We start from the raw sequence: 25057 nt of genomic DNA, 5'->3' as shown, positions 1-25057 counted from the left end.
TCGCCACGCGGCCTGTACCTTCGCGCCGATGTCCTTCCTGCACCCGGCCTTCCTGTGGGCGCTCGGCGTCCTGGCCCTGCCGGTGCTCATCCACCTCTTCCAGCTCCGGCGCTTCAAGCGGATCGACTTCCCCCACGTGCGCCTCCTCGCCGAGGTGTCGCGGCAGACGCGCGCCCGCCGCAAGGTGCAGCACTGGCTGGTGCTCGCCGCCCGCTGCCTGGCGCTCGCCAGCCTGGTGCTCGCCTTCGCGCAGCCATACATCCCCGGCGCCGATGGCGCGGCGCAGGCCGGGGCACGCGCGGTATCGATCTACATCGACGACAGCTTCAGCATGGACGGCCAGAACGCCGGGGGGCGCCTGCTGGACCAGGCCCGCAAGGGCGCGCAGGACGTGGTGATGGGCCAGGCCCCCACCGATCGCTTCCAGGTGCTCACCGGGCGCTTCGAGGGCCGCCAGCAGCAATTGCTGCCGCGCGAGGAGGCCCTGCAGGCCGCCGCCCAAGCCGATGCGGTGCCCTTCACGCGCCCGCTCTCCAAGGCGCTCGCCCGCCAGCGCGAGGCCCTCGCCACGAGCGATGCGCCGGTGAAGCGCGCCTACCTGCTCACGGACCTGCAGCGCACCATCGCCGACCTCGATGCGTGGACCAACGACAGCACGGCGCCCACGGTGATCATCCCCCTCACCCCCACCGCCACCGCGAACCTCAGCATCGATTCGGCCTGGTTCGGCACGCCGGTGCGCCGGCTGGGGCAGCGCGAGGAGCTGCACGTGCGCATCACCAACCACGGCGATCAGGAGCTGGTGAACGTGCCGGTGCGGCTGGTCATCGACGGCGAGCAGCGCGGCCTGGCGGCCTTCAGCGCCGGGCCATCCGCCTCCGTCGACACGGTGCTCCGCTTCCGCAACGATCAGGCCGGGCTGCACTGGGGCGAGCTGGCCATCACCGACCAGCCGGTGACCTTCGACGACCGGCTCTGGTTCGCCTTCCGCACCATCGACCGGCTGCGCGTGCTCGTGCTCAGCGGCGGCGATGCACCGGGCGATCGCGCCATCCAGGCCGTCTTCGCGCAGGACAGCGCGCATGCCGTGGCCCTGCGCGATTTCCGCCAGCTGGACCTCGCCGAGCTGGAGCAGCAGGACCTGGTGGTGCTGAGCGGGCTGCCCGAACTGCCCAGCGGCACGGCGCAGGCCCTTGCCGCCTTCGCGGAGAGCGGGGGCAGCGTGGCGGTCTTCCCGCCCCGGGGCGGCGACCCCGCTCGCTATGCCGCATTCTTCGGCACGGTGGGCGCCGCCGCCCCCGCCCGCCTCGACACCGGGTCGGCCCGGGTGGACCGCATCGACCTGGAACTGCCCTTCTACCGCGAGGTCTTCCAGACCATGCCGCGCAACGTGGACCTTCCCTCCGCGCGCGAGCGCTGGGGAATCCGCCCCGCTGCCGGCAGCGACGTCCTGCTGCGCACGCAGGACGGGCTGCCCTTCCTCTCGCGCACCGCTGCGGGGCGCGGCAGCGTGTACCTCTGGGCGGCGCCGCTCGCCGAGGAATCGGGCAACCTGGTGCGGCATGCCCTCTTCGCCACCTCGCTGCTGCGCATGGCCGAGCTGGCCCGCCCCATGGAGCGGCCCTACGCCGTGCTGGGCGCCGAGGCCACGCTGCCCGCCGATGGCCTTGAGCTGGGCGCCGAGCGCCCGCCGCGCTTGATGGGGCCGCAGGGCCTGGAGGTGATGCCCGAGGTGCGCAGGACCATGGCCTCCACCGCGCTGGTGCTGCACGACGAGGACCTCCCGCCCGGGCATTACGCGCTGGTGGCCGGGCAGGACACCGTAGCGGCCTTCGCCCTCAACCATTCGCGGCTGGAGAGCGACCTGCGCAGCCTGACGGCCGAAGCCTTGCGCGCCGAGCTGGGACAGCGCGGGCTCACCACCTTCACCGTGATCGAGGCCGGCGGCGGCGATCTTTCGCTACGTTTGGCCGAGGCGGGCAGCGGCCGGAAGCTCTGGAAGTGGTTCATCGCCCTGGCCCTGCTCTTCCTGGTGGCCGAGGCCTTCCTATTGCGAGCGACCCGATGACCGAGCTGATCCTGCGCAACGTGAAGGTGGTGGACCCGGGCGGTCCGCACCACGACAGCGAAGCGGACCTCCTGCTGCGCGACGGCGCCGTGGCGCGCATCGGCAGCCGCCTCCCCAAGGGCGATGCCCGCGAGATCAGGATGCCCGGCCTGCACGTGAGCCCCGGTTGGGTGGACCTGCGCGCGCATTTCCGCGATCCGGGCGAGGAGTGGAAGCAAGGCATCAGCAACGGCCTCGATGCCGCCGCTGCCGGAGGGTTCACTGCCGTCTGCGTGCTGCCCACCACCAAGCCCGTGGCCGACGGCCGCGCCGGCATCGATTATCTCCTGCGCCGGGCGGAAGGGCATGCCGTGCGGCTGCTTCCGCTGGGCACCCTCACCAAGGGCGGCGAGGGCAAGCAGCTGGCCGAGCTGCATGATATGCGCATGGCGGGTGCGGCGGCCTTCACCGATGATCAGCGCCCCCTCCGCAATGCGCGGCTCATGGCGCTCGCCCTGCAGTACACGGCCGGGCTGCCCGGCACGCCGCCCGCGCTGATGGTCTTCCCCAACGACCCCGACCTCGGCACCGGCGTGATGCACGAGGGTGCGATGAGCGCCCGCCTCGGACTGCGCGGCATTCCGGCCGAGGCCGAGGCCATCCAGCTGGCGCGCGACATCGCCCTGCTCGAGTATGCCGGCGGCCACCTGCACGCCGCCACCGTGAGCACTGCGGGCGCCGTGGAGCTGGTGCGCGCGGCCAAGGCCCGCAAGCTGAAACTGACGGCCTCCGTGGCGGCCGCCCACCTGCTGCTCGATGACGGCTGCCTGCGCGGGTTCGAGAGCTGCTACAAGGTGCTGCCCCCGCTGCGCGACAGCGGCCACATCGAGGCGCTGCGGCAGGGGGTGAAGGACGGCACCATCGATGCCATCGTGAGCGACCACCGGCCGGAGGACCGCGAGCACAAGGTGGTGGAGCTGGGGGCTGCCGCCTTCGGCATCATCGGCCTGGAGACCGCCTTCGCCACAGCGAACACCGCCCTCAAGGGCAGCACCTCCCTGCGCCGCATCATCGAGCGGTTCGCCAACGGGCCCCGCGCGGTGCTCGGCCTGCCCGCCGTGCACATCGCCGAAGGCGCGGCGGCCGAGCTCACCCTCTTCGATCCCGAGGCCGATTGGACCTGCACGGAGGACGACCTGCCCAGCCGCTCGCACAACACCCCTTTCATCGGGCAGCGCTTCACCGGCCGGCCGGTGGGCATCGCCGCACGGGGGCAGCTTCGGCTCGCGCCCGCCTTCGCGGCGGTCGCCGGATAGGGCCCTACTGGGCGGGCGTTGCGGCTTCCTGCGCCTCGTTCATCCGCTTGAACTTCTCGATGAGCTCCTCGTCGGAGAGCCCGAGGTTCTCGATCATCGCCTTCGCATCGCGCGCGAAGGGATGCTCCGGGTACTCGTACATCACCTGCTGGTAGATGGTCTTCGCCTCGCCGTCGCGGTCGAGGTCGTCGTCGAGCGTGAGGGCCTTCATGTACAGCACGTCCACGCGCCGGCGCCATCCGGGGTATTGCTCACTGATGCGGTCGTAGAGCTTGATCGCCTGCTCGGCATCGCCCATGCTCTTCAGGGTGCCCGCCGCCCGGAACAGGTACTCAGGCGCCATGCTGTCCACCGGATAGGCGGCGGCGTAGGCCTTGTACACGTCCACCATGCCTTGGGCGGTGCGGCGGTCGAATGCGCGGTTCTCGAAGAGCGAATCCTCCTTGGCACGGATGCGCGTGCGGGCCTCGATCATGCGCGGCTCATCGGCCACGGGCTTGTCCTCGCCGCCGCAGGCGATCAGCGCGAGGGGCAGGGCGAACAGGAAGATGTGCTTGATGGACATGGTCATTTCGCTGGGGTGAAGCGCATGGTGTATTTCACATCCGTCTTGCCGCGCGAGATGTCGCGGAGCCGCCCTTGCAGCATCCTGCGGCGGAGCGGCGGCAGGTGGTCGGTGAAGAGCACCCCGTCCAGGTGGTCGTGCTCGTGCTGGATCACGCGCGCGGCGAAGCCCTCGAAGGCCTCCTCGTGCTCCACGAAGCGCTCGTCCTGGTACTGCAGCACGATGCGCGGCTGGCGCTTCACCTCCTCGCGGATGCCGGGGATGCTGAGGCAGCCTTCCTCGAAGGGCCACTCCTCCCCCTCCTCCTCCACGATGTAGGGGTTGATGAAGACCTTCTTGAAGTCCTTCAGGTGCGCCTCCTCGGTGGGCTTGCCATCCTCATCCTCGGCGAAGGGCGAGGCATCCACCACGAAGAGGCGGATGCTATGGCCCACCTGCGGGGCGGCAAGGCCCACGCCGCTGGCCGCATACATGGTCTCGAACATGTCGGCGATGAGCTGCTCGAGGCCGGGGTGGCCGGGCTCGATGTCCTGCGCCACTTTCTTCAGCACAGGGTCGCCGTAGGCGCGGATGGGGAGGATCATGCGGCCGCGAAAATACGCGGCCGGGGGTGCGGCCGCCGGGCCCGAGGCCCCGCAGCGCCCATCTTTGCCGCCCGCCCACCCACCATGCGCCGCAGCAAGCCGAAGGAGAGCCTCATCTGGGAACAGGTGCCCATCACCGGTGCCGGCGCCAACGGCAAGGCCTTGGCGCGGATGGATGGCCTGGTGGTCTTCGTCACCGGCGCCGTGCCCGGCGACGTGGCGGACCTGCGGGTGACGGTGAAGAAGAAGAATTACGCCGAGGCGGTGGCGCAGCGCATCACGTCCCCCTCGCCCGACCGCGTGCCCGCCTTCTGCCGCCACTTCGGCACCTGCGGCGGCTGCAAATGGCAGGACCTCAGCTACCCCAAGCAGCTCGAATACAAGCAGCAGCAGGTGGTGGACAACCTGGAGCGGATCGGCGGGCTGGCGCTGCCGCCGGTGACGCCGATCCTGCCATCGCCCCGGCTCACCCACTACCGCAACAAGCTCGAGTTCACCTTCAGCAACAGCCGCTGGTTCACGCGCGAGGAGCTGTCCGCCCAAGGCGCCATCACCGACCGCAACGCGCTGGGCTTCCACATCCCGCAGCGGTTCGACCGCGTGCTCGACATCGGCGAATGCCACCTGCAGCCCGACCCGAGCAACGCCATCCGCAACCTCGTGCGCGAGCATGCGCGGCGCGAGGGCCTCAGCTTCTACGACGTCCGGGCGCACGAGGGCTTCCTGCGCAACCTCCTCATCCGCACCGCCACCACGGGCGAGTGCATGGTGCTGCTTGCCCTGGGCCATGAGGATGCCGAGGCCCGCACCCGCCTGTTCGATGCCCTGGTGCAGGCCTTTCCGCAGCTCACCAGCGTACTATGGACGGTGAACACGAAGCGGAACGACACCATCTACGACCTCGCCATACACGTCCACCACGGCCGCGACCACATCGTGGAGGAACTGCCCGACGGGCTCGGCGGCAGGCCCCTGCGCTTCCGCATCGGACCGAAGACCTTCTTCCAGACCAACCCGGAGCAGACCATCGCCATGTACCGCCTCACGCGCGACCTTGCCGGGCTCACCGGCGAGGAGAACGTGTACGACCTGTACTGCGGCGCGGGCAGCATCACGCTCTTCCTCGCCGCCCGGGCGCGCCATGTGGCCGGCGTGGAGCTGGTGCCCGAGAGCGTGGCCGATGCCCGCCTGAACGCCGGCCTCAACGGCATCACCAACGTGAGCTTCACCAGCGGCGACATGAAGAAGACGATGGATGCCGCCTTCGTGGCGCAGCACGGCCGGCCGGATGTGGTGGTGACCGACCCGCCGCGCGCCGGCATGGATGAGCCCGTGGTGCGCCACCTGCTGGAGCTGGCGCCGCAGCGCATCGTCTACGTGAGCTGCAACCCCGCTACGCAGGCCCGCGACCTCGCCATCCTGCAGGACCGGTACCGGATCGACCATGTGCAGCCGGTGGACATGTTCCCGCACACCTACCATGTGGAGAACGTGGTGCGACTGATCAAGCGATGAGCAAGGACCGGCTGGACCGCGGATTCTGGGAGGAGCGCTACCATGCGCAGGAGACCGGCTGGGACCTGGGGGCGCCCTCCACCCCGCTCAAGGAATACCTGGACCAGCTCACCGACAAAGCGCTGCGGATCCTCATCCCCGGCGGTGGCCGCGCCTATGAAGCGGAGTACGCGCACCGGCTCGGCTTCACGCATGTCTTCGTCATCGACCTCACCGATGCGCCGTTCAAGGACCTGCTGCAGCGCTGCCCCGACTTCCCGGCGCAGCACCTGATCACCGGCGACTTCTTCGCGCACGAAGGGCAGTACGACCTCATCCTGGAACAGACCTTCTTCTGCGCGCTCGACCCGGCGCTGCGCGGCCGTTACGTGGAGCAGATGCACCGGCTGCTGAAGCCCGGCGGCAAGCTCGTGGGCGTGCTCTTCCACGATGCGCTCAACGACGACCGGCCGCCCTTCGGCGGCTTCCGCGACGACTACCTGCCGCTCTTCCGCAAGCGGTTCCCCGAGGTGCGCATGGATCCCTGCCGCAACTCCATCGCCCCGCGCGCCGGCCGCGAGCTCTGGCTGTGCGCCGTGAAGGCGGCGCCGGTGGATTGCGCCCTGCACGACCGGCTCGAGGAGGCGGCTACACGGCGCCGCACGGTCCGGCTCGCGCTGCGCGACGGGACCGCCCTGGAGGGCATCATCGCCGACCTCTTCGTGCGCGGCGGAGCCGATTGGATGCGGCTGGCCGACGGCCGCGAACTCCCACTGGGCGATGTGGCGGCGCTGCGCTGAGCCGCCGATCGCCTTTTTTCCGACCTTCAGCTTCCGGCTCCACCGCCCATGCGGACCGCATCGCCCGAGATCCAGGCCTTCTTCGAGTCGCTCACCGATGAGCGCCGCGAGGCCTTGGGCACCCTGCGCAGCCACATCCGGCACGTGTGGCCCGCTGCGGAGGAGGACTTCTCCTACGGCATGCCCACCTATCGCATCGAGGGCCGTCCCGTCTTCGCCCTGGCCTCGAAGAAGCACTTCATGGTGCTGCACGTGCTGCCCTACGACCTCCTCGACCCCTTCAAGCTCGACCTCCTGCCCTACGACCACGGGAAGTCGTGCATCCGCTTCAAGCGGCTCTCGCCCCCCTTTAGCGCGCTGCTCGACCGCATCATCAAGTACGTGGGCCATCAGCTCCACCTCAGCACCGTCACGGCCCGCCCCACCGGCCTCCGCAAAGCGCCGGCCCTCCATTGAACCTGCCATGCGCCCCCTCCTCCTCACCGCGCTCATCACGCTCCTCGCGTCGGCAAAGGCCCAGCCGGTGCGCGTGCTCTTCATCGGCAACAGCTACACCTACAGCAACGACCTGCCGGGCATGCTCGATTCACTGGCCACGGCCATGGGCGAGGACGTGGTAACGGGCATGTCGGCACCGGGCGGCTACACCTTCAGCCAGCACACCCAGCTGGCCTACACCCAGCAGCTGCTGGCGCAGGGCGACTGGGACTACGTGGTGCTGCAGGAACAAAGCCAGCTGCCGGCCTTCCCCCTGGCGCAGGTGGAGGCGCAGTGCTTTCCCTACGCCGCCCAACTGGTGCAGCAGGCCCGGCAGGCCAATCCGTGCACCGAGGCGGTCTTCCTGATGACCTGGGGCCGGGAGAACGGCGATGCGCAGAACTGCCCCTCCTGGCCGCCGGTGTGCACTTACGAGGGCATGCAACAGCTCCTGCACGAACGCTACCTGCAGATGGCCACCGGCAACGATGCGTGGTGCGCTCCGGTAGGCGCCGTGTGGTCGAGCTGGCGCGCCGAATTCCCCGGATCAGCGCTCTACACCGACGGCAGCCATCCCAATGCCCTCGGCACGTACATCGCCGCGGCGACGCTGGCAAGCACCATCTTCCGCCGGCCGTGCACCGCAGCGGACTGGGCGCCGGCGACGCTCGCTCCCGGCCAGGCCTTGGAGGTGCGCACCAGGGCGAGCGAGGCGGTGCTGGACGAAGCGGCTGCGTGGAACATCGGCGTGAACGATCCTTCCGCCGCACCGGATTGGATGCTGCTGGGCGGCAACGAGGCCTGCTTCGGGAACAACGGCACGCCCGGCGCAGTCCTGGAGTGGCACTTCGGCGATGGCGCAACGAACACCGAGGAGAGTCCCTGCCACACCTATTCGGGAGCAGGGCCCTTCGAAGGCGCCCTGGTGGCGACCGATGGCTGCGGACGCGCCGATACGGCAGCATTCACGATCGAATTCCCAAGCGGTATCGGCAGCGCAACCAGCACCGCGCCGCTGCTCATCCGCTTCGATGGCGAAGGCCGCCTGATCGCCGCAGCACAGGAACCGGTGCCCTTCTTCGAACTGCTCGATGCGGGCGGGCGGCTCATCGAACGCCGCTCCCTGCGCGCCGGACTCACTGTGCTGCGTGGAGGCGGCGGCCTGCTGTGGCGTGCCCGCTGCACCGATGGCAGCTGGCGCGCAGGGCGCGTGGCGCAGCCCTGAGGCCCGGCCGCTAACTTGCCGCCCGATGAGCGAACGCACGGTGATCCTGGAGCACGAGCAGGTGCAGCGCAAGCTCCGCCGCATCGCGCACCAATTGCACGAAGAGCACCACGAAGCGGGGGCCTTGGTGCTGGTGGGGATTGCGCCGCGCGGCGCCATCCTGGCCAAGCGGCTGGCGCGGTTGCTGGAAGAGGTCTCCGACCTGCGCATCGACCTGGTGGAGCTGAAGCTCGACAAGGACCTTCCGCTCGAGCGCCCCGTGCAGCTCAGCATCGACCCCATGTCGCTCCGCGACCGCCTGGTGGTGCTGGTGGACGATGTGCTCATGAGCGGGCGCACGCTGATGCATGCCGCCAGCTACCTGGTGCAGGCTCCGCTGAAGCGCCTCACCACGGTGGTGCTGGTCGACCGCAGGCACCGGGCCTACCCCATCCGTGCGGACATCGTGGGGCTGACGCTCAGCACCACCCTCCAGGAGCACATCAGCGTGGAACTGGGCCGCAAGGACGCCGTCTACCTGAGCTGACCGCGCAGCGCCGCGGCGATGCGGGCGGCCACGGCCGCCGGCGACCCGCTCCCCTCCACGGTGACATGCGCGCGGCGATAGACGGGCAGCCGCTCCTGCAGCAGGGCCTCCACGCGGTGCCGCAGGGCCGCCCCCCGCAGCCCGAAGAGCAGCGGGCGGTCCCCGCCGGCCCGTTCGATCCGTGGCATCAGCACGTCGAGCGGCACATCGATCCACACCACCGCGCCGGCCGCCAACAGGCGATTCATGTTGTCGCCCTGCACAGGGGTCCCGCCGCCGCAGGCGATCACGCCCGCACCGGAATCGATCAGCTCCGCCAGCACCTCGGCCTCCACCCGGCGGAAGGCCTCCTCGCCCTCGCGCTGCACGAAGGGCAGCAAGGGGCCCACGCGCTGCTCGGCCACGCGGTCGAGATCCGTGAAGGGAAGGCCGAGCAGCGCTGCCAGGGCACGCCCCACAGTGCTCTTGCCGCTGCACATGAAGCCGATGAGGTAGACGCGCATGGGGAGCGGGGAGCGCCGGAACCGGCGGCTGCTGCAAAGGAACCACGGGAACGTCGCACCTTCGCGCTACCGCCATGAAGCTCGAGGAAGCCAACAGCAAACGGGTGCTGCGCGACTGGATGCGCCTCCCCTGGTCCATCTACGCCGGAGACGCCAACTGGATCCCGCACCTGAAGCAGGACATCGAGAAGGTCTTCGACCCCGCACGCAACAAGCTGTTCAAGCCCGACCCTGCGACCGGGAAGGCGGGCGAGGCCGTCCGCTGGGTGCTCTACGACGATGGAGGACGGGCCATCGGGCGCATCGCCGCCTTCATCAATCCGCGCACGGCGTGGTCCGAGAAGCAGCCCACGGGGGGCGTCGGCTTCTTCGAGTGCATCAACGACCAGCGTGCGGCCAACCTCCTCTTCGATGCGGCCCGGGACTGGCTCCACGCCCGGGGGATGCAGGCCATGGACGGCCCCATCAACTTCGGCGACCGCAACATGTTCTGGGGCCTGCTCATCGAGAACTTCACGGACCCGCCGATCTACGGCACCAACTACAATCCGCCGTACTACCGGGGCCTGCTGGAGGCATACGGCTTCCAGGTCTGGTTCAATCAGCTCTTCTTCAAGCGCTCGGTGAAGGTGCCCGCCCAGCCCATCTTCCACCGCAAGTACAACCAGCTCGCCAACGACCCCGAGATCCGCATCCACGACAGCACAGGGCGCACGGTGGAGCAGATCGCCTCGGACTTCTGCACGGTGTACAACGATGCATGGGTGGACCACGAGAACCACAAGCCCATGGAAGCCGCCACGGCCCTGAAGATCGTGAAGGCCATGAAGCCGGTGATGGACCCGCGCCTGCTCATCTTCATCCGGCACAAGGACCGGCCGATCGCCATGTACATCAGCCTCCCGGAGCTGAACGAGATCTTCCGCCATGTGAACGGCGACCTCAACTGGCTGGGCAAGCTCAAGTTCCTCTGGCACAAATGGCGCGGCACGGTGAAGACCATGACAGGCATCGTCTTCGGCGTGGCCAAGCCCTGGCAGGGCAAGGGGCTGGAGGGCGCCCTCATCGTCTTCGCGGAGAAGAACATCGTGCACAGGAACCTCTACCGCGACACCATCCTCACCTGGATCGGCGACTTCAATCCGCGCATGATCAAGGTGTGCGAGAACCTCGACGCGGTGAACTACCGCACGCTGGCCACCTTCCGCTACCTCTTCGACCGGAGCCTGCCGTTCGAGCGGCACCCCATCCTGGAGAAGAAGGAGAAATGAACAGCGCTTGCCGCTCTCGGAAGGATCTCTACTTTTGCGGCCCTTGACGCAGGGACCCTTCGGGGTGAAAGCGTCGGAAGACCCTGTAGCTCAGTTGGTAGAGCACAACACTTTTAATGTTGGGGTCCCGGGTTCGAGCCCCGGCGGGGTCACGAAAGCCTCTCTCACCGAGAGGCTTCGTTCTTTGTGAGCGAAGCGCAGCGCGGGCCGGACGGCGGCACGCTCCACGCTGTGGCCGGTGGATCATCCGGCTATATTTGCGCCCCCTGCCCAGGTGGTGAAATTGGTAGACACGCTACTTTGAGGGGGTAGTGGCCGAAAGGCTGTGCTGGTTCGAGTCCAGTCCTGGGCACTTGATGATCAAGCCTCACCGCGAAGCGGTGGGGCTTTTTCATGCACCGGCCGCACCGAACGGAGTTCGAGCGGGCCGGTGCATGGGAAAGCCCCTAGGGCCGCGCAGCGGGCCGGGTGCAGGAATCTGCGCAGCGCCCATCGGGCCGCCGCCGGATCAAGCTGATGGGGCGCAGGCGCGCCCAGCGGTGAACACGGCATCTTTGACCGCCCTTAACGCAAGCGCATGGACCAGCCGCTGAAGGACCTCGTGGTCATAGAGACCGCCTCCGTACTCGCCGGACCCTCGGTGGGGCTCTTCTTCGCGGAGCTCGGTGCACGGGTGGTGAAGGTGGAGAACAAGCGGAGCGGCGGCGATGTGACCCGGCAGTGGAAGCTGCCCTCGGAACCGTCGGATGCGCCGGTGAGCGCCTACTTCAGCAGCGTGAACTGGGGCAAGGAGCACCGCTTCCTCGACCTGAAGGACACCGAGGACCGCGCCGCATTCGATGGACTGCTGGCCCGGGCGGACGTGCTCATCACCAACCACCTGGCTGCGGATGCCGAGAAGCTCGGGCTCACACGCGAGCGGCTGCGGCGCTTGAATCCGCAGCTCCTGCACGGGCATATCAAGGGCTTCGCCGACCAGCCCCACCGGCCCGCCTTCGATGTGGTGCTGCAGGCGGAGACCGGGTACGTGAGCATGACCGGCACCGACGAGGAGCATCTCGCCAAGCTCCCCATCGCCCTCATCGACGTGCTCGCCGGGCACCAGCTGAAGGAGGGCCTGCTCCTGGCGCTCTGGCAGCGGGCGCGGACAGGCAAGGGCGCTTATGTGGAAGTCTCGCTGGAGGATGCGGCACTCGCCGGCCTCATCAACCAGGCCAGCAACAACCTGATGGCCGGCGCGATCGCCAGGCCGCTGGGCACACTCCATCCGAACATCGCACCCTACGGGGAAATCTTCCGGTGCGCCGATGGCGGCCGGCTGATCCTTGCGGTGGGCAGCGATGCGCAATTCGCGGCGCTCTGCGGCGAACTGGCGCTGCCCGCATTGCCCGCGGATGAGCGGTTCCGCACCAACACCGGTCGCGTGCGGCATCGCGCCGCACTGGCCGGAGCGCTGGGGGCCGCCATCGCCGGGCGCGACCGGGCCGATCTGCTGCTGCGCCTCATCGCCCTCGGCGTGCCGGCCGGGGCTGTGCAGCGCATGGACGAGGTGATGTCCACGCCGGCCGCGCAGGCCATGGTGCTGGAGAGCGTGATCGACGGCGTGGCGACGCGCCGCATCCGCGGCAACGCCTTCCGCATCGAGCCCTGCAGCTGAGCGTTCAGCCCTTGGGCGCGCTCAGCCTGCGCGCCTCCTTCAGCGCATCCTTGAGCACCGCCGCGAGGCGCCTGGCCTCCTCATCGCCCAGCCCTTTGCCGAAGACCACCTTGCGGCCGAGGTGCTCGAAGCCCAAGCGCTCACCGCCCACCACCCACAGGCTGTTGTTCCACTGCCACTTCCAAGAAGCGCGGTCCTCCTTGATGAGGCCGAGCGCCTGGATGTTCTCGACGAAATAGTCGTGGGCACGGCCGTAGCCGAGGATGCTGTCCTTGATGGTGAAGCGGCCATCCTTCACGCGCCAGAGCTCCAGCCCCCTCCAGCGCCAGAGGAGCGCCTTGCCGATCATCACCAGGAAGTAGGCCCAGAAGGCGATGAAGGCGAGCAGGTACTGCCGCAGCGGGTCGCCGGGCGCGAGCTGCGCACGCTCCACGAGCACCGCTACGCCGCAGGCCACCCACGCGATGGTCCAGGCCGTGATCAGCGCACGTTTCGCCGGGGTTGCGCGGGCATCGATGACCACGCTGGTTCGCCCCGCGCTGCGGTCCACGCTCACCCGGTCGCTGATCCGCTCGATCATGCCCGCACCTCGCTCACCACCTCCTCGTACAGCGCCTCGTACTGCGGCAGCACCTTGTGCAGGTCGAACCGCGCCGCCTGCTCCAGCGCTCCCTGGCGGAAGCGCGCGTGCGCGCCGGGATCGCCCAGGATGGCCAGCGCATGCCGTGCCATGGCGTCGGTATCGCCCACGCGGTTCAGCATGCCGCTCACGCCGTGCACGTTCACCTCGGGGAGGCCGCCGGTATCGCTGCTCACCACGGGGATGCCGCAGGCCATGGCCTCCAGCGCGGCAAGGCCGAAGCTCTCGCTCTCGCTGGGCAGCACGAAGAGGTCGCAGCTCGCCATCACCTCCTCGGGCCGCGTCATCTTGCCGAGGAAGACCACCTGGTCGCACCCGCCATCGTGGCGGCAGGCGTTCTCGATGCGCTGGCGCTCCGGCCCGTCGCCGATGAGGAGGAGTCGCACGGGAAGCTCGCTGCGCAGGCGCTTGTACATGGCCACCACGTCATCCACGCGCTTCACCGGCCGGAAGTTGGAGACGTGCACGAGCAGCTTCTCGCCATTCGGTGCATACCGTGCGCGGACGGCCTCGTCGGGCGCGTGGCGGTACTGATCGAGGCAGACGAAGTTGGGGATGACCCGGATGCCCGGCCCGCCCTCGTGCGCATGCTTCAAGGGGAAATGCTCATAGGTATCGCGCTTCAGGCTCTCGCTCACCGCGGTGACCGCGTTGCTCCGCTCCATGCTGAAAGTGATCACCGGCTCGAAGCTGGGGTCGCGCCCCACCAGCGTGATGTCGGTGCCGTGGAGCGTGGTGATGAAGGGCACGAAGATGCCCTGCGAGGCCAGGATGCGCTGGGCCATCCACGCGGCGCTGGCGTGCGGGATGGCATAATGCACATGCAGCAGGTCGAGGCCCTCGTACTTGGCCACGTCCACCAGCTTGCTCGTCAGCACCAGCTCGTAGGGCTGGTAGTCGAACAAGGGATAGTCGCTCACGCGCACCTCGTGGTAGTGGACGTTCGGATGGTCGCGCAGCCGCACGGGGCGGTCGTAAGTGATGAAGTGGACGATGTGGCCCTTGCCGGCGAGGGCCATGCCCAGCTCCGTGGCCACGACGCCGCTTCCGCCGAAGGTGGGGTAACAGACGATGCCTACGCGCATGGGGCAAAGGTCGGGGTCATCGGGCGGCCACCGCACCCCCCTCCAGCGGAAGCACCTGTTTCCACAGCGCATAGCCGCGGAAGGGCAGCGGCACAGGCTGGTAGCGCTCGTGCTGCGGCGGGCGTGATCCCGCCCGGCCGAGGTACCAGGCGCGGCCGGGCGTGCGGCAGTCGATGGAGATGGAATGCCGCCGCATGAGGTAGCCCTGCAGGTTCCACTCCTCCCAGAGCGGCTCCTCGGCCCCGATGAGCGCCCCGCGCGGCACCAGGGCGCCGACCAGCGCCACGTCCGCGAGCATGTCGGCATCGCGCGCCGGGCGGCCGAAGAGCAGGGCGGCCGCGACCACCGCACCGGCCGTGAGCGACCAGCCGGCGATGCGCACCCCGGCGATGAGGCGGGGCCGCTCCAGCGCGCGGGACATGAGGCGCTCGAGGGAGGGTGCGGCGAACGCCGCCAGCGCCACGCTGAGCAGCGGCAGCGCCGCACCCATGTAGAAGGACTTCTGCACCAGGGTGAGCATGAGGGGCGCCACGCCGGAAAGCCCGATGAGCGCCATCCCAAGGGCACCGCGCATCTCCGCCGCATCGCGCTCAGCCGCCTTCCTTCCGCCGAACCGCACCGCCAGCGCCAGCGCCAGCGGGGCGAGCATGGTGGTGAACAGCATCTCGAGCGTGGCGAAGCGGCTGTCGACGGTGGGCTTCACCGCGATGCGGTGCAGCAGGCGCTTCTCCACGTAGGTCATGAGGCTCTCCCGCGCCTCGGGGAGCAGCATCAGCGCGCTGTACAGGAAGGCCACCACCGCAGTCATCAGCACCGAAGCGCCCAGCGCTTCCGGCAGGCGGCGGCGCAAGGGCAGCGCCATGAGCACCGGCGCCGCCAAGGGGAACAGCCCGGGCAACCCCTTGGTCATGGAGGCGAGGAAGACCAGCGCGCCGGCCCAGGCGTGCCGTGCCCACCAACGGCCACCGTGCGCGCGGACGACTGCCAGCACAGCGGCCGTGGTGAAGAGGCCCATGGTGGTCTCCAGCATGTTGTTGTGGTAGGACCAGTGGATCACCGGCACCACCACCCAGAGCAGCAGCGGCCACCACCAGTAGCGGCGTGCCTCACGTGCCGCGGGCAGCAATGCACGGTAGGTCAGCACGAGCAGCCAGGCCATCAGCACCGCAGCCCCCAGCTGGTAGAGGCGCTCCACCCAGAAGGCCGAGCCGAAGGCCATGAACCAGAGCGCCTGCAAGCCGAACCCGAGCGGCGGGTGCTCGTGGAAGGCGCTGAGGCCGGCCACCCCGAGCTGGCTGAAGCGCGGCTCCCAGAAGGTGCCGAAGCCGAGCGCCTCGTTATGCGCCACCACGGCGTAGAGCATGCCGTCCATGAACATGCCATCCTGCGCCAGCCCGGGCAGCAGGAAGGCCGCCATCACGGCGATGGCAAGGGGGGCGAAGGCGCGGTTGACGGCGGGCATGCGGAGCGGCGGGCAAGGTACCGCTGCGGGGCCGCCGCTTAGCTTCGCGGCCGTGCTCCACCGGTTGCTCATGCGCGCCCAGGAACGACCCTTGGCGGCCCTGACCCTGATTGCGCTGGCGCCCCGTCTCGTGGCGGCCTTCTTCAGCGGCGGCTACTTCGCGCAGGACGACCACTTCCTCATCATCGAGGCGGCGGGCAGCTGGGTGGATGCGCCCGGCTACAGCACCTGGTTGCCTTGGAACCAGGGGCCCGATGCGCGGCCCAGCGGGCACAGCTTCTTCTACGTGGGGCTGCACTACCTCCTGTTCTCCGGCCTCAAGGCCATCGGCCTGGTGGACCCCAAGGCGCAGATGGCGGTGGTGCGCCTGCTGCATGCGCTGTGGAGCCTGGTGGCGGTGCGCGCAGGCTACCGCATCGCCCTGCGGTTGAGCGATGCCTCCATCGCCTGGCGCACGGGACTGCTGCTGGCGCTCTTCTGCTGGATGCCCTTCCTCTCCGTGCGAAACCTGGTGGAGGTGGCCTGCATCCCCTTCCTCCTGCTCGGTGCGTGGTCGCTGATCCGCGGCGCTGGTCGGTCCGCCGTGCGCGATCCGCTGATCGCCGGCCTGTGGATCGGGCTGGCCATCAACGTGCGCTTCCAGGTCATCTTCTTCGCGGCCGGCGCGGGGCTGGCCTTCCTGCTGCAGCGCGACCTGCGCGGTGCCGTGGTGTACGCGCTGGGGCTGCTTCTTCCGCTGGCGGTGCTGCAGGGCGGCATCGACCTGGTGCTGTGGGGCAGGCCCTTCGCGGAGATCACGGAGTACGTGGCCTACAACCTGGCCAATCCCACCACCTATGGCGTGCAGCCGTGGTACAACTACCTGCTCCTGCTCGCCGGCATGCTGCTGCCGCCGCTCAGCCTGGCCGTGCTCTTCGGCTTCTTCCGCCGCACGGCGCCGCTGCACCTCTGGCTGGCCGTGCTGGCCTTCCTCGCCATCCACTCCTGGTTCCCGAACAAGCAGGAGCGCTTCCTGCTGCCCATCGTGCCGCTCTTCCTCGTGCTGGGCTATGTCTCCTGGGAGCAATGGCGCGCCGGGTCGGCATGGTGGCAGGCGCGGACTGCGCTGTGGCGCGGGGGCATGGCCTTCTTCTGGGCACTCAACCTGCTGCTGCTCCCCGTGCTCACCACGGCCTACAGCAAGCGCAGCCGGGTGGAGGCCCTGTATGCGCTGCGCCAGTACCCGCAGGTGCGCGGCATCGTGATGGAGGACAGCGCCGAAGGCGAGGCCCCGCTGCCGCCGCTCTATTACTGGGGGCGCTGGGACGCCACGGTGGTGCCATGGACGGACCCCGGCGCCGACCTCGCGGCTGAAATGGCGCGCCACACCGGCCCCACGCGGCCCAATGCCGTGCTCTTCTTCGGACTGGAGGACCTGACCGCCCGCCTGCAGCGGGCCGAAACCGCCTTCGGCCCGCTGCAGGAAGTCCGTCGCTGCGAACCCGGGCTGGTGGACCGCGTGGTCCACTGGCTCAACCCGATCAACCGCAACGAGACCATCGTGATCGCCCTTCCCGCGGACACCGCCCCCTGAACCGAATCAATCCCCAGTACCATGCTCGAACTGAGCCACCTCGACCCCTCCGTCCTCCTCACCCTCAATGGGCTCATCGCCCTGCTCACCCTCACGGCGCTCGAGATCGTCCTGGGCATCGACAACATCATCTTCATCTCCATCATCAGCAACAGCCTCAGCAACGCCACCGACCAGCGCAAGGCGCGCCAGCTGGGGCTCGCGCTGGCCATGATCACGCGCATCCTGCTGCTGCTATCCCTCAGCTGGGTGATGAGCCTCGACGAGCCCTTCCTGCACCTCCTGGGCCGGCACTTCAGCGGCCGCGACCTGGTGCTGCTCGCCGGCGGCCTCTTCCTCCTCTACAAGGCCACCGTGGAGATCCGCGCCAAGGTCACCGGGCTCGATGAGCAGCGCAAGGCGGCCAAGCGGCACAAGGGCCTGCTCTCGGTGGTGGCGCAGATCATCCTCATCGACCTCGTGTTCTCGCTCGACTCGGTGATCACGGCCGTGGGCATGAGCAACGAGATCATCATCATGGTGCTGGCCGTGGTGATCGCCGTGGCGGTGATGATGCTTGCGGCGGGCGCGATCAGCGCCTTCGTGGAGAAGCACGCCACGGTGAAGGTGCTGGCCCTCTCCTTCCTCGTGATGATCGGCGTGGCGCTGCTCATCGAAGGGATGGGCGAGCACATCAACAAGAACTATATCTACTTCGCCATGGGCTTCAGCGTGGCGGTGGAGATGCTGAACCTGCGCATGATGCGCAGCAAGCTCATCGAGCGCTGATTCAGGGCAGCTGGGCCGCGCGCGTGGCGGTAGGCACGCTGCCGCCGATGTTCACCAGGATGGGGTCGCGGTCGTTGCCCTCGCCGGTATAGCGCACCACGCCGTCCAGATTGACGTCCTCCGGGAAGTAGCCATTGGCGGTGGCATTGGGCGTGCCGCCGCCCACGCGGAGAAGGATGGGGTCGCGGTCGTTGCCCTGGCCCGTGTACCGGAGCACGCTGTTGCCGTCCACGTCGCCCATGAGCAGCACATTGCGCCCGGCGATGGTCTTGGTGGCCGCGGCTCCGCCGTAGAGCGGCACCGTGCCGTTGCTCAGGTCGAGCGCAAGGGGCGCTGCCGCGAGAGCGACGGCTGAGGCCGTCATCACCCCCAGGTGGTTCCGGTGACGGACGGCCACGTGGTAGTTGCCGGCCGCCGCAGTGAGGGTGACCGCGGAGCTGCCATCGGCTGCGGAAACGATGTCGCCATCCGCCTGCAGCAGCGCGCTTCTCGTGGCCACCACCACCGCCGGGTTGGCCGCGCTACGCAGCTCCACCACCACCCAATCCACCACCGCGTTGGCACCGGTGACGCTCAGGACCGCACCGGTGGTGCTTTCCTGTCCGCCGCCGGCCATGTGCGGATAGCCCGCAGCCGTGTAGGGCTCGGTCAGGGGCACCAGCCCGCCGGCCCGCAGCGTGGCCGACATCTGGCCAGTTCCGCTGTTGAAGGGCCCTTCCAGATAGGTGCGCGGCCGAACCGCAACGGCGGGTGCGGTGGCATAGGCACCATCCATCACCGTGAGGTTGTTGGCGGGATTGAGCCAATCGCGCATGCGTTCCGAAGGGGATGGGCCATCCCACATGGGCCCGAACTTGGCGAAGTCGGTGGGGATGGTGGTGGCGGTGGAGCACACCTGGGCACCGTCGTACATGTGGCCCACGAAACGCTTGTTCTGGTCGAATAGCGGCGATCCGCTCGAAACCGCCTGCACCAGTCCCTGGTCCCAGTTGCCGCGCCAGCACTGCACGCCGATGGCGTCGGTGAAGCTCGTGCTCGGGTCGTTGTTGAAGGCGATCTTCTTCACATCGTACATGGGATGCTGGATCACCACGCTGCTCTGCGGGGTGGCCCCGCTGCGGTCCCAGCCGGCGTAGAACACGTTGTATGAAGGGGGCGGGTCGCTGCTCAGCTCCAGCAGCATCATGTCGCGGTAGTAATCGCCGGCACGCAGCGTGGCCCCGGTCAAGGTCTGGTCCGAGGGCCCCTCCGTTCCCAAGCACGCCGGGGCCTCGTAGTTGAAGTAGAAGACCCAGTCGCTGGTGGTGGGCTGATAGCAGTGCAGGGCCATCTGGAAGTAGGGCTTCCGGGGCACCTGGGTGTTGTTCATCAGGTTGCCCGTGCATCCGCCGCCGTCGGGCCGAAGGAAGAGGGCCACGGAGCGCTTCTGATCCTGCCAGCCCGCCGCCTCCGGGCAGTTGATGTTGATCTGGCAGGGGGAGCTCTGGAAGCCTGGATTGATGTCGCGCAGCGCATCATCCTGGCCTTCATTGAAGCCGAACAGGTCCACGATGCCGTGGGTGATGCTCGCCACGCGCAACTGGGCGGGCCGGCGGTGGATGGTGCGGGCACGGTACTCGATCACCACCTCGTCACCGGGCAGCACTGCGGTGGCCATGGTGCCACCCGCCTGCCGGTTGCTGGCATCGAAGCTGCCGATGAAGCGGTCGCGGTCGGCGGTGTATAGGAAGACGGCATCCCCCTCGTTCAGCTGCCAGCGGTCGAACTGCACGCTGAGCATGAGGGCACCCGGGCTCCGCAGCGCCAGCCGGCAGAGCATGCCGCCCTGCGGCAGCGCGTCCCAAGCCCCCAGCGCCAGCACATCCGCCTCGCGGAAGCGCTGGTGGCCGTACCGGAATCCGGGCACCTCCACCCCTGTCTCCTGCTCGGTGAGCGGCCCCAGGTCGATGACGGGCACCGCATCGCGCGGCAATTGGGGCATGGACCACTCGGCGGGCTCGCCGCCATGGCTGACCTGGGCCATGCCATATGCCGCCATGCCCAAGGCGGAGGCCAGGATGTAACTGCGCATCGGAAGGGAGGCTGCAAAGGTAGCGGAGGCCTTTGCCGGTTCCTCAGCGCGATAGGATGACGAATTCTGTGCGACGGTTGGCCGCCCGGCCCTCGGGGGTATCGTTGCTCGCCAGCGGCTTCGTGGGGCCGAGCCCCTTGAAGCTCAGCCGGCTTGCTGCCACGCCCTTGCCTTGCAGGTAGCCCATCACGGTGAAGGCGCGGTCGTTGCTCAGGGCCATGTTGTCGGCCAGCTGGCCCACATTGTCGGTATGGCCTTCGATGCGGATCCGGATGGTGGGGTTCTCCTTGAGGAAGGCGATCAGCTCATCGAGGATGTACTCGCTGCTCCTGGCGATCTCCGCGCTGTTGGAGGCGAACTTGATGTCATTGACGCGGTAGCTGCGGTTCACCTCGATCCGCTGCACGCTCATGTCCACCTTGGCCACGCCACGGCGCACGGTATCCTCGATGGCGAAGCTGCGCGAATCGAAGACATGGCCCTCCTTCTTCACGGTGAGCACCACGTCGCTGCCGGGCTTCAGGCGCACCACGGTGGCGTAGCGGCCATCCACGCTGTCGGCCTTGATGACCTCCGTCCTGCGGGTGTCCATGTACTTCACCTCAACGGTGGCGCCGCGCACGGCCTGCCCCTTCTCGTCGCGCACCTCGCCCTTCACGATCAGGATCTCATCGGGCCGCACGTCGGTGGGCAGCGGGAAGCTGAGGATGTCCAGGCCGCCTGCGCCCTTGTAGCGGCCGCTGGCGAAATAGGCGGTTCGGCCGTCGGCGCTCACGATGAGCCCGTGCTCATCCTGGTCGGTGTTGATGGGATGGCCGATGTTGCGCGGCGTGGTCCAGCTGCCATCCTCGTTCAGCTTGCTGAAGAAGATGTCGTAGCCGCCGATGCTGCGGTGCCCCTGGCCCTGGGCGTTGGGCTTGGCGGCGAAGTAGAGCGTGCGGCTGTCCGCGTGCATGAAGGGCGCCTTCTCGTCGCCCTCGGTGCAGATGCCGGGCACGGGCCGCGCGGGGCTCCACACGCCCTTCGCATCGCGGGTGCTGGTGAAGATGTCGATGCCCCGGCTGCCCTCGCGCGCCGTGGCGAAGTAGAGCGTGCGCCCGTCGCCGCTCAGGCTGGGCTGGCTCTCCCAGCTGCCCGTACCGTTCACGGCATCGCTGAGGGCATCGAGGCCCTCCCACTCCCACTCCTGGCCGCCGGCGTCGAGGTTGAACCGGCTGTTGAAGTGCGAGCGGTGGATGTCGCAGTTGCTGTAGCCCCGGCTGTCCTTGGGGCCGCACACGGTGACGAACATCTCCTTGTTGTTGAGGCTGATGGTGACCCCGCCATAGCCGTCGCCGGTGTTGAAGGGGTCGGGCAGCGCGCGGCCCGCATCGAAGTCGGCCTCCACGCCCTTGCGGCGCGCTTCCATGAGCTCCTCCACATCGCGCCCCACCAGGTCGCCCTTGGCCTTCACCTGGCGCTTCCGCGTGAAGAAGATCATCTCGTTGTCGGGCGAGAGCATGGGCAGGTACTCGTCCGTGGGCGTGCTCACGTTGGGCACCGAGCGCGGGTTGAGCTCGCCGATGTTGCGGTAGAAGTCGGCATAGAACGCCAGCTCGGGCATCAGGGCCTCGGTCTCCTGGTACTGCTTGTCGTAGCCCTTGCTCACGCGGGCGGCATCCTCGGTGGGGAAGCGGCGGAAGGCCTCGACGGCCTTGGCGGCCTCGGCGTAGCGCCCCTCGGCGTAGTGCATGGTGCCCAGCAGGTAGGGCACATCGCTGTGGTAGGCGGGGCATTTCGCCTGCACGGCCTCCAGGTACTTGATCGCCGCAGCGAAGCCCTTTCCGCCCTCGCGCGCGATGCGGTAGGCCGAGAGCCCCAGCCTGAACTGGCACTCCACGCATTCCGGGTCGATCTCCAGGGTGCTCTTCAGCTTGGCATGGCGCTGCACGGGGTCCTTGGCACCGGCGGCCTCATCGAGCAGCTTCAGGATCTTCTTGTCCGTGGGCGGGGCGCACGGATCGTCATCCTGCGCCACCGCCGCTGTCCCTGCCAGCAGCATCCACGCCAGCATCAGCCCGGCCGCCCCCTTCACGCCCCGCCTGTTCCGCATCACTTTACCGTCGTATCGGTTTCCTCCGCCTTCTTCACCAGCTCATCGCCTTTCTTGCGGGCGACATCCACCACGGCGTCCGCCTTCTTGTCGGCCTCGGCCACGGCACGCTGCTCCACCTTGTCGGCCTCCTGCTTGGCCTTGTCGGCCACGGCCTTGGCGGCCAGCTTGGCGAGCGGGTTGGTGATCTTGGCCAGCTCGTCGTCGGCGGCCTTGTATGCCTGCGCCTTGGCGGCGGCGGCCTCGCGGCGGGCATCGGCCTTCAGCTTGTCGGCCTGGGCCTGGGCCTCGGCGATGAGCCGGTCGCGCTCGGCCTTGGCGCGGGCGATGGCCTCCTCCTTGGCGCGGGCGATCTGCGTGTTCAGCTCCTCCTTCATCTCCTCCTTCACCGTCTCCTTCAGGCTGCTGCCGCCTCCAGCGAACACCGGCTTCACGATGGGCTTCTCCATGGTGCCCGTGATCCGCGCGGTCATGTCGAGTTCCTTCGGCGCCTGGAAGCTGGACCCGATGGCCGCGTTGGCCTTGCCGAGCAGCCCGGCCACGGCCTGGTTGGCCGCCGCACCGAAGAGCTCCGTAGGCACCTTGGCCTTCAGGTCGTAATCGATGGCTTGGTCGACGAAGGCGGTGGTGCCGCGCACGTTGGCCTGGATGCGGTCGATCTTCACGTCGAAGGGCTTCACCACCATCTTGCCGTCGAGGAACTCGAAGCTGAAGTCCACGTTCTGCACGCGCGTGTTCTCGAGCTCCTTCACCTTCAGCGCCTTGGCCAGCTCCACCAAGGGCTGCAGGCCGTCGATCTGCACGTTGCGCGTCACCAGGGTGCCGCCGCCGGTGAGCGTGTTCAGGTCCGGCTCCATGTGCTGGTCCAGCCGTCCCTGCATGGTGAGCGTGGTGGTGAAGGCGCCCTTGCAGGTCTTGGCGATGGGGGCCACCTTCTTCACCATGTCCACGTACTGCACGGTCTGCTGGATATCCAGGTTCCTGATGTCGTACTCAAGGTCGTAGCGGGCGCCGGTGGTCCCTTCGGGCTTGTAGCTGCCGGCGAGGCCCACGCTGCCGCCGAAGAGGTTGAAGAAGACATCGCGCAGGTCGAGCCGGCCCTCGTGGGCGTGGAGGCCGCCGCGCACGTTGGTGAGGTGCAGGTCGTCGTAGATCACCTCCTGCACGGCCAGGCCCATGCGGAAGTCGATGTTGCCCGGCACCTCGATCACGCTCATCGGCACGGTGTCCGTGGGTGCGGCGGTTCCGGAGGATGCGCCCGCGCCGTTCCCCATCAGCTCGTTCACGTTGAAGCGGTCGGCCGTGAGGTTGAAGCTGCCGGTGAGGGTGCTGTCCTTGAGCCACCACTGCAGGTAGTTGTCCATGCGGCCCTTGGCCTGCAGGTTGCTCGAGCCCACACTGCCATCGAAGCCCACGAGCTCCAGGAATCGCGGGTTGAAGTCGAAGTGCAGGCTCTTGATGCCCACCGCGAAGGGCAGCGAGTCGGAGGCGTAGCGCATGCCCGCGAGCACGAGCTCGCCATCGGCGTGGAACTTCTCGTAGCGCTGCGCCTCCACGTCGCTCATGGCGCCCTTCATCCGCACGTCGGCGGTAAGACGGCCCTGCAGGTCGTTGCCCTCCATGGGCACCACCTTCTTCACGCTGGCCAGGTCCAGGTCGGCCTTCAGCTCCGCATCCACCTTGGGATCGCTGATGGGATGGGTGAGGTGCATGCGGGCCTCCACGGGATTGCCGGCCATCCGCATCGCGAAGCGCTTCAGGTCCACCACCATGCCATCGAGGTCGGCACCGCCGGGGCTGTTCACCTTCAGGTCCACGTAGATGTCCTCCACGGCGGCCGGGAGGTCGGGGTACTTGAAGCGGCCCCGGTCCACATCCACCACCACGCCGAAGCCGGGCATGCTGGTGTCGTTGTAGGTGCCCTTCACATGGCCGCTGAAGGCGGCCTTGCCGCTCATCTGCACGCCGCTGAGGTCGGAAGCGAAGGCGGCGGGCACCAGGGAGAGCAGGGTGGCGAAGTCGGTCTTCTTCGCGTTCCAGGTGAGGTCCATGTCGATGTCGTCCGCCGGCATGGCCAGCCAGCCATCGAACCCGAGCACGAGCTGGTTGATGGCCGCCTCGTTCTCCTTGAAGGTGAACTTCATGTTCGGCATGTCCATGTCGATGTCGGCGGCGATGTCGGCCTTCACGTTGCGCAGGTAGCGGATGCCGTCGAAGTCCACGTTGGCCGTGTCCGCATGCAGCTTGGTGCTGAGCACGTAGAGGTCCTGCGTCATATCGCCGTGGCCGGTGAGGTCGAGGCCGGCGAGGTCCATGTAGTAGGTGAGCGAGGCATCGTCGTAGATGAGCCGCCCGTCCTCGATGGTGAAGGACTCCAGCGCCAGGTTGAACGCGCCTCCGGCCGTGTCGGCGGGCGCCTCCTCCACCGCGGCGCTGTCGGCCTTGGCGATGTCCCAGTTGGCGCGGCCGTCCTCCAGCACCTTCACGTGGATGCGGGGCCTCACCAGCGCGATGCGCTTCACATCGATGCGGTCGCCGAAGAGGCTCTTCACATCCACGGTGGCCACGAAGGAGGCGATGCGCGCGAGCTCGATGCCCTCGAAGGGGGCCTGGTTGGCCACGGAGACATCGGCCACCTCCACGGTGAGGTCGGGGAAGCTCCGCAGGAGGGTGATGTCCCATTCGCCCCAGTTGACGGTGGCGTTCAGGTTCTTGTTCACCTCCGTCTTCACGGCGGCCTCGATCTTGTCCTTGAACAGGATGGGGATGAGCACCGCTGCGGCGAGCAGCAGCACCACCAGGATGCCCACGGTGAGCAGGATGCGCTTGGTCCACTTCTTCATGGCCGGAGGAGGCGTTGGTATGAGGGGGCCGGCGTCAGGGCCAGCCTGCCTGCAAAGA

20 protein-coding genes and 2 tRNA genes are annotated in these 25057 nt (G+C 68.4%); 13 read left to right on the top strand and 9 right to left on the bottom strand.

Annotated features, from left to right (window positions below; all coding sequences use genetic code 11):
• The first annotated feature begins 28 nt into the window (after positions 1–28).
• Both QY325_01910 and QY325_01905 read left to right on the top strand, forming a co-directional pair.
• A complete protein-coding gene (locus tag QY325_01910) occupies positions 29–2068 on the top strand; it encodes a BatA domain-containing protein (GenBank protein ID WKZ66689.1) in 2040 nt (679 codons plus the stop codon).
• Positions 2065–3363, top strand: coding sequence for a dihydroorotase (locus tag QY325_01905; GenBank protein ID WKZ66688.1), 1299 nt, complete (start codon positions 2065–2067; stop codon positions 3361–3363). Before QY325_01910 ends, QY325_01905 begins: the two co-directional genes overlap by 4 nt.
• Before the next feature lie 4 nt (positions 3364–3367).
• On the opposite strand, the gene QY325_01900 is transcribed toward QY325_01905, so the two are convergent.
• On the bottom strand, positions 3368–3928 hold the full coding sequence (locus QY325_01900; GenBank protein WKZ66687.1) for a tetratricopeptide repeat protein: 561 nt from the start codon (positions 3926–3928) through the stop codon (positions 3368–3370).
• Between the two features lie 2 nt (positions 3929–3930).
• On the bottom strand, positions 3931–4512 hold the full coding sequence (def, locus tag QY325_01895; GenBank protein ID WKZ66686.1) for a peptide deformylase: 582 nt from the start codon (positions 4510–4512) through the stop codon (positions 3931–3933).
• A gap of 84 nt (positions 4513–4596) precedes the next feature.
• Here def and rlmD point away from each other — a divergent pair, with 84 nt between their 5' ends.
• From rlmD to QY325_01870, 5 genes are read left to right on the top strand one after another with little or no spacing between them, the layout of a single operon-like run.
• Positions 4597–6027, top strand: coding sequence for a 23S rRNA (uracil(1939)-C(5))-methyltransferase RlmD (gene rlmD, locus QY325_01890; protein ID WKZ66685.1), 1431 nt, complete (start codon positions 4597–4599; stop codon positions 6025–6027).
• The gene (locus QY325_01885) at positions 6024–6806 is read left to right on the top strand and encodes a methyltransferase domain-containing protein (protein ID WKZ66684.1); all 783 of its coding nucleotides are present in this window, start codon (positions 6024–6026) and stop codon (positions 6804–6806) included. The genes rlmD and QY325_01885 overlap by 4 nt, the downstream gene beginning before the upstream one ends.
• 48 nt (positions 6807–6854) lie before the next feature.
• Positions 6855–7262 (top strand): DUF1801 domain-containing protein, encoded by a 408-nt coding sequence (locus QY325_01880; protein ID WKZ66683.1) that lies wholly within the window; start codon positions 6855–6857, stop codon positions 7260–7262.
• A 7-nt stretch (positions 7263–7269) separates the two neighbouring features.
• Positions 7270–8508, top strand: a complete 1239-nt coding sequence (locus tag QY325_01875) for a PKD domain-containing protein (GenBank protein ID WKZ66682.1) — start codon at positions 7270–7272, stop codon at positions 8506–8508.
• A gap of 25 nt (positions 8509–8533) precedes the next feature.
• Complete coding sequence (locus QY325_01870; GenBank protein ID WKZ66681.1) at positions 8534–9034, top strand: phosphoribosyltransferase family protein; 501 nt, start codon at positions 8534–8536, stop codon at positions 9032–9034.
• On the opposite strand, the gene QY325_01865 is transcribed toward QY325_01870, so the two are convergent.
• Positions 9022–9537 (bottom strand): shikimate kinase, encoded by a 516-nt coding sequence (locus QY325_01865; GenBank protein ID WKZ66680.1) that lies wholly within the window; start codon positions 9535–9537, stop codon positions 9022–9024. The two genes, QY325_01870 and QY325_01865, sit on opposite strands and share 13 nt — an antisense overlap.
• 74 nt (positions 9538–9611) lie before the next feature.
• Here QY325_01865 and QY325_01860 point away from each other — a divergent pair, with 74 nt between their 5' ends.
• The 4 genes from QY325_01860 (at position 9612) to QY325_01845 (ending at position 12465) form a co-directional block, all read left to right on the top strand.
• Positions 9612–10808 (top strand): hypothetical protein, encoded by a 1197-nt coding sequence (locus QY325_01860; protein ID WKZ66679.1) that lies wholly within the window; start codon positions 9612–9614, stop codon positions 10806–10808.
• A 79-nt stretch (positions 10809–10887) separates the two neighbouring features.
• Positions 10888–10960: transfer RNA gene (locus QY325_01855), tRNA-Lys, on the top strand.
• A gap of 116 nt (positions 10961–11076) precedes the next feature.
• A tRNA-Leu gene (locus QY325_01850) sits at positions 11077–11160 on the top strand.
• A 225-nt stretch (positions 11161–11385) separates the two neighbouring features.
• Positions 11386–12465, top strand: a complete 1080-nt coding sequence (locus QY325_01845; GenBank protein WKZ66678.1) for a CaiB/BaiF CoA-transferase family protein — start codon at positions 11386–11388, stop codon at positions 12463–12465.
• Between the two features lie 4 nt (positions 12466–12469).
• Here QY325_01845 and QY325_01840 read toward each other — a convergent pair whose 3' ends face one another.
• The 3 genes from QY325_01840 to QY325_01830 are packed head-to-tail and all read right to left on the bottom strand — an operon-like array spanning position 12470 to position 15652.
• Positions 12470–13045, bottom strand: coding sequence for a hypothetical protein (locus tag QY325_01840; GenBank protein ID WKZ66677.1), 576 nt, complete (start codon positions 13043–13045; stop codon positions 12470–12472).
• The gene (gene bshA / locus QY325_01835) at positions 13042–14190 is read right to left on the bottom strand and encodes an N-acetyl-alpha-D-glucosaminyl L-malate synthase BshA (GenBank protein WKZ66676.1); all 1149 of its coding nucleotides are present in this window, start codon (positions 14188–14190) and stop codon (positions 13042–13044) included. The genes QY325_01840 and bshA overlap by 4 nt, the downstream gene beginning before the upstream one ends.
• Positions 14191–14206: 16 nt before the next feature.
• On the bottom strand, positions 14207–15652 hold the full coding sequence (locus tag QY325_01830; protein WKZ66675.1) for a glycosyltransferase family 39 protein: 1446 nt from the start codon (positions 15650–15652) through the stop codon (positions 14207–14209).
• A gap of 52 nt (positions 15653–15704) precedes the next feature.
• Between QY325_01830 and QY325_01825 the strand changes: the two genes are divergently transcribed.
• Positions 15705–17225 (top strand): glycosyltransferase family 39 protein, encoded by a 1521-nt coding sequence (locus QY325_01825; protein ID WKZ66674.1) that lies wholly within the window; start codon positions 15705–15707, stop codon positions 17223–17225.
• Between the two features lie 21 nt (positions 17226–17246).
• Positions 17247–17993, top strand: a complete 747-nt coding sequence (locus QY325_01820) for a TerC family protein (protein ID WKZ66673.1) — start codon at positions 17247–17249, stop codon at positions 17991–17993.
• Position 17994: 1 nt separating this feature from the next.
• On the opposite strand, the gene QY325_01815 is transcribed toward QY325_01820, so the two are convergent.
• The 3 genes from QY325_01815 to QY325_01805 are packed head-to-tail and all read right to left on the bottom strand — an operon-like array spanning position 17995 to position 24999.
• Positions 17995–20064, bottom strand: a complete 2070-nt coding sequence (locus QY325_01815) for a hypothetical protein (protein WKZ66672.1) — start codon at positions 20062–20064, stop codon at positions 17995–17997.
• Between the two features lie 43 nt (positions 20065–20107).
• Positions 20108–22156, bottom strand: coding sequence for an OmpA family protein (locus tag QY325_01810; protein WKZ66671.1), 2049 nt, complete (start codon positions 22154–22156; stop codon positions 20108–20110).
• On the bottom strand, positions 22156–24999 hold the full coding sequence (locus tag QY325_01805) for an AsmA-like C-terminal region-containing protein (protein WKZ66670.1): 2844 nt from the start codon (positions 24997–24999) through the stop codon (positions 22156–22158). Before QY325_01805 ends, QY325_01810 begins: the two co-directional genes overlap by 1 nt.
• Positions 25000–25057 lie beyond the last annotated feature (58 nt).

This window comes from Flavobacteriales bacterium (genome assembly GCA_030584065.1).
Classification (GTDB): Bacteria; Bacteroidota; Bacteroidia; order Flavobacteriales_F; family PHOS-HE28; genus PHOS-HE28.
This window is presented reverse-complemented; position numbering and strand designations above follow the sequence as displayed.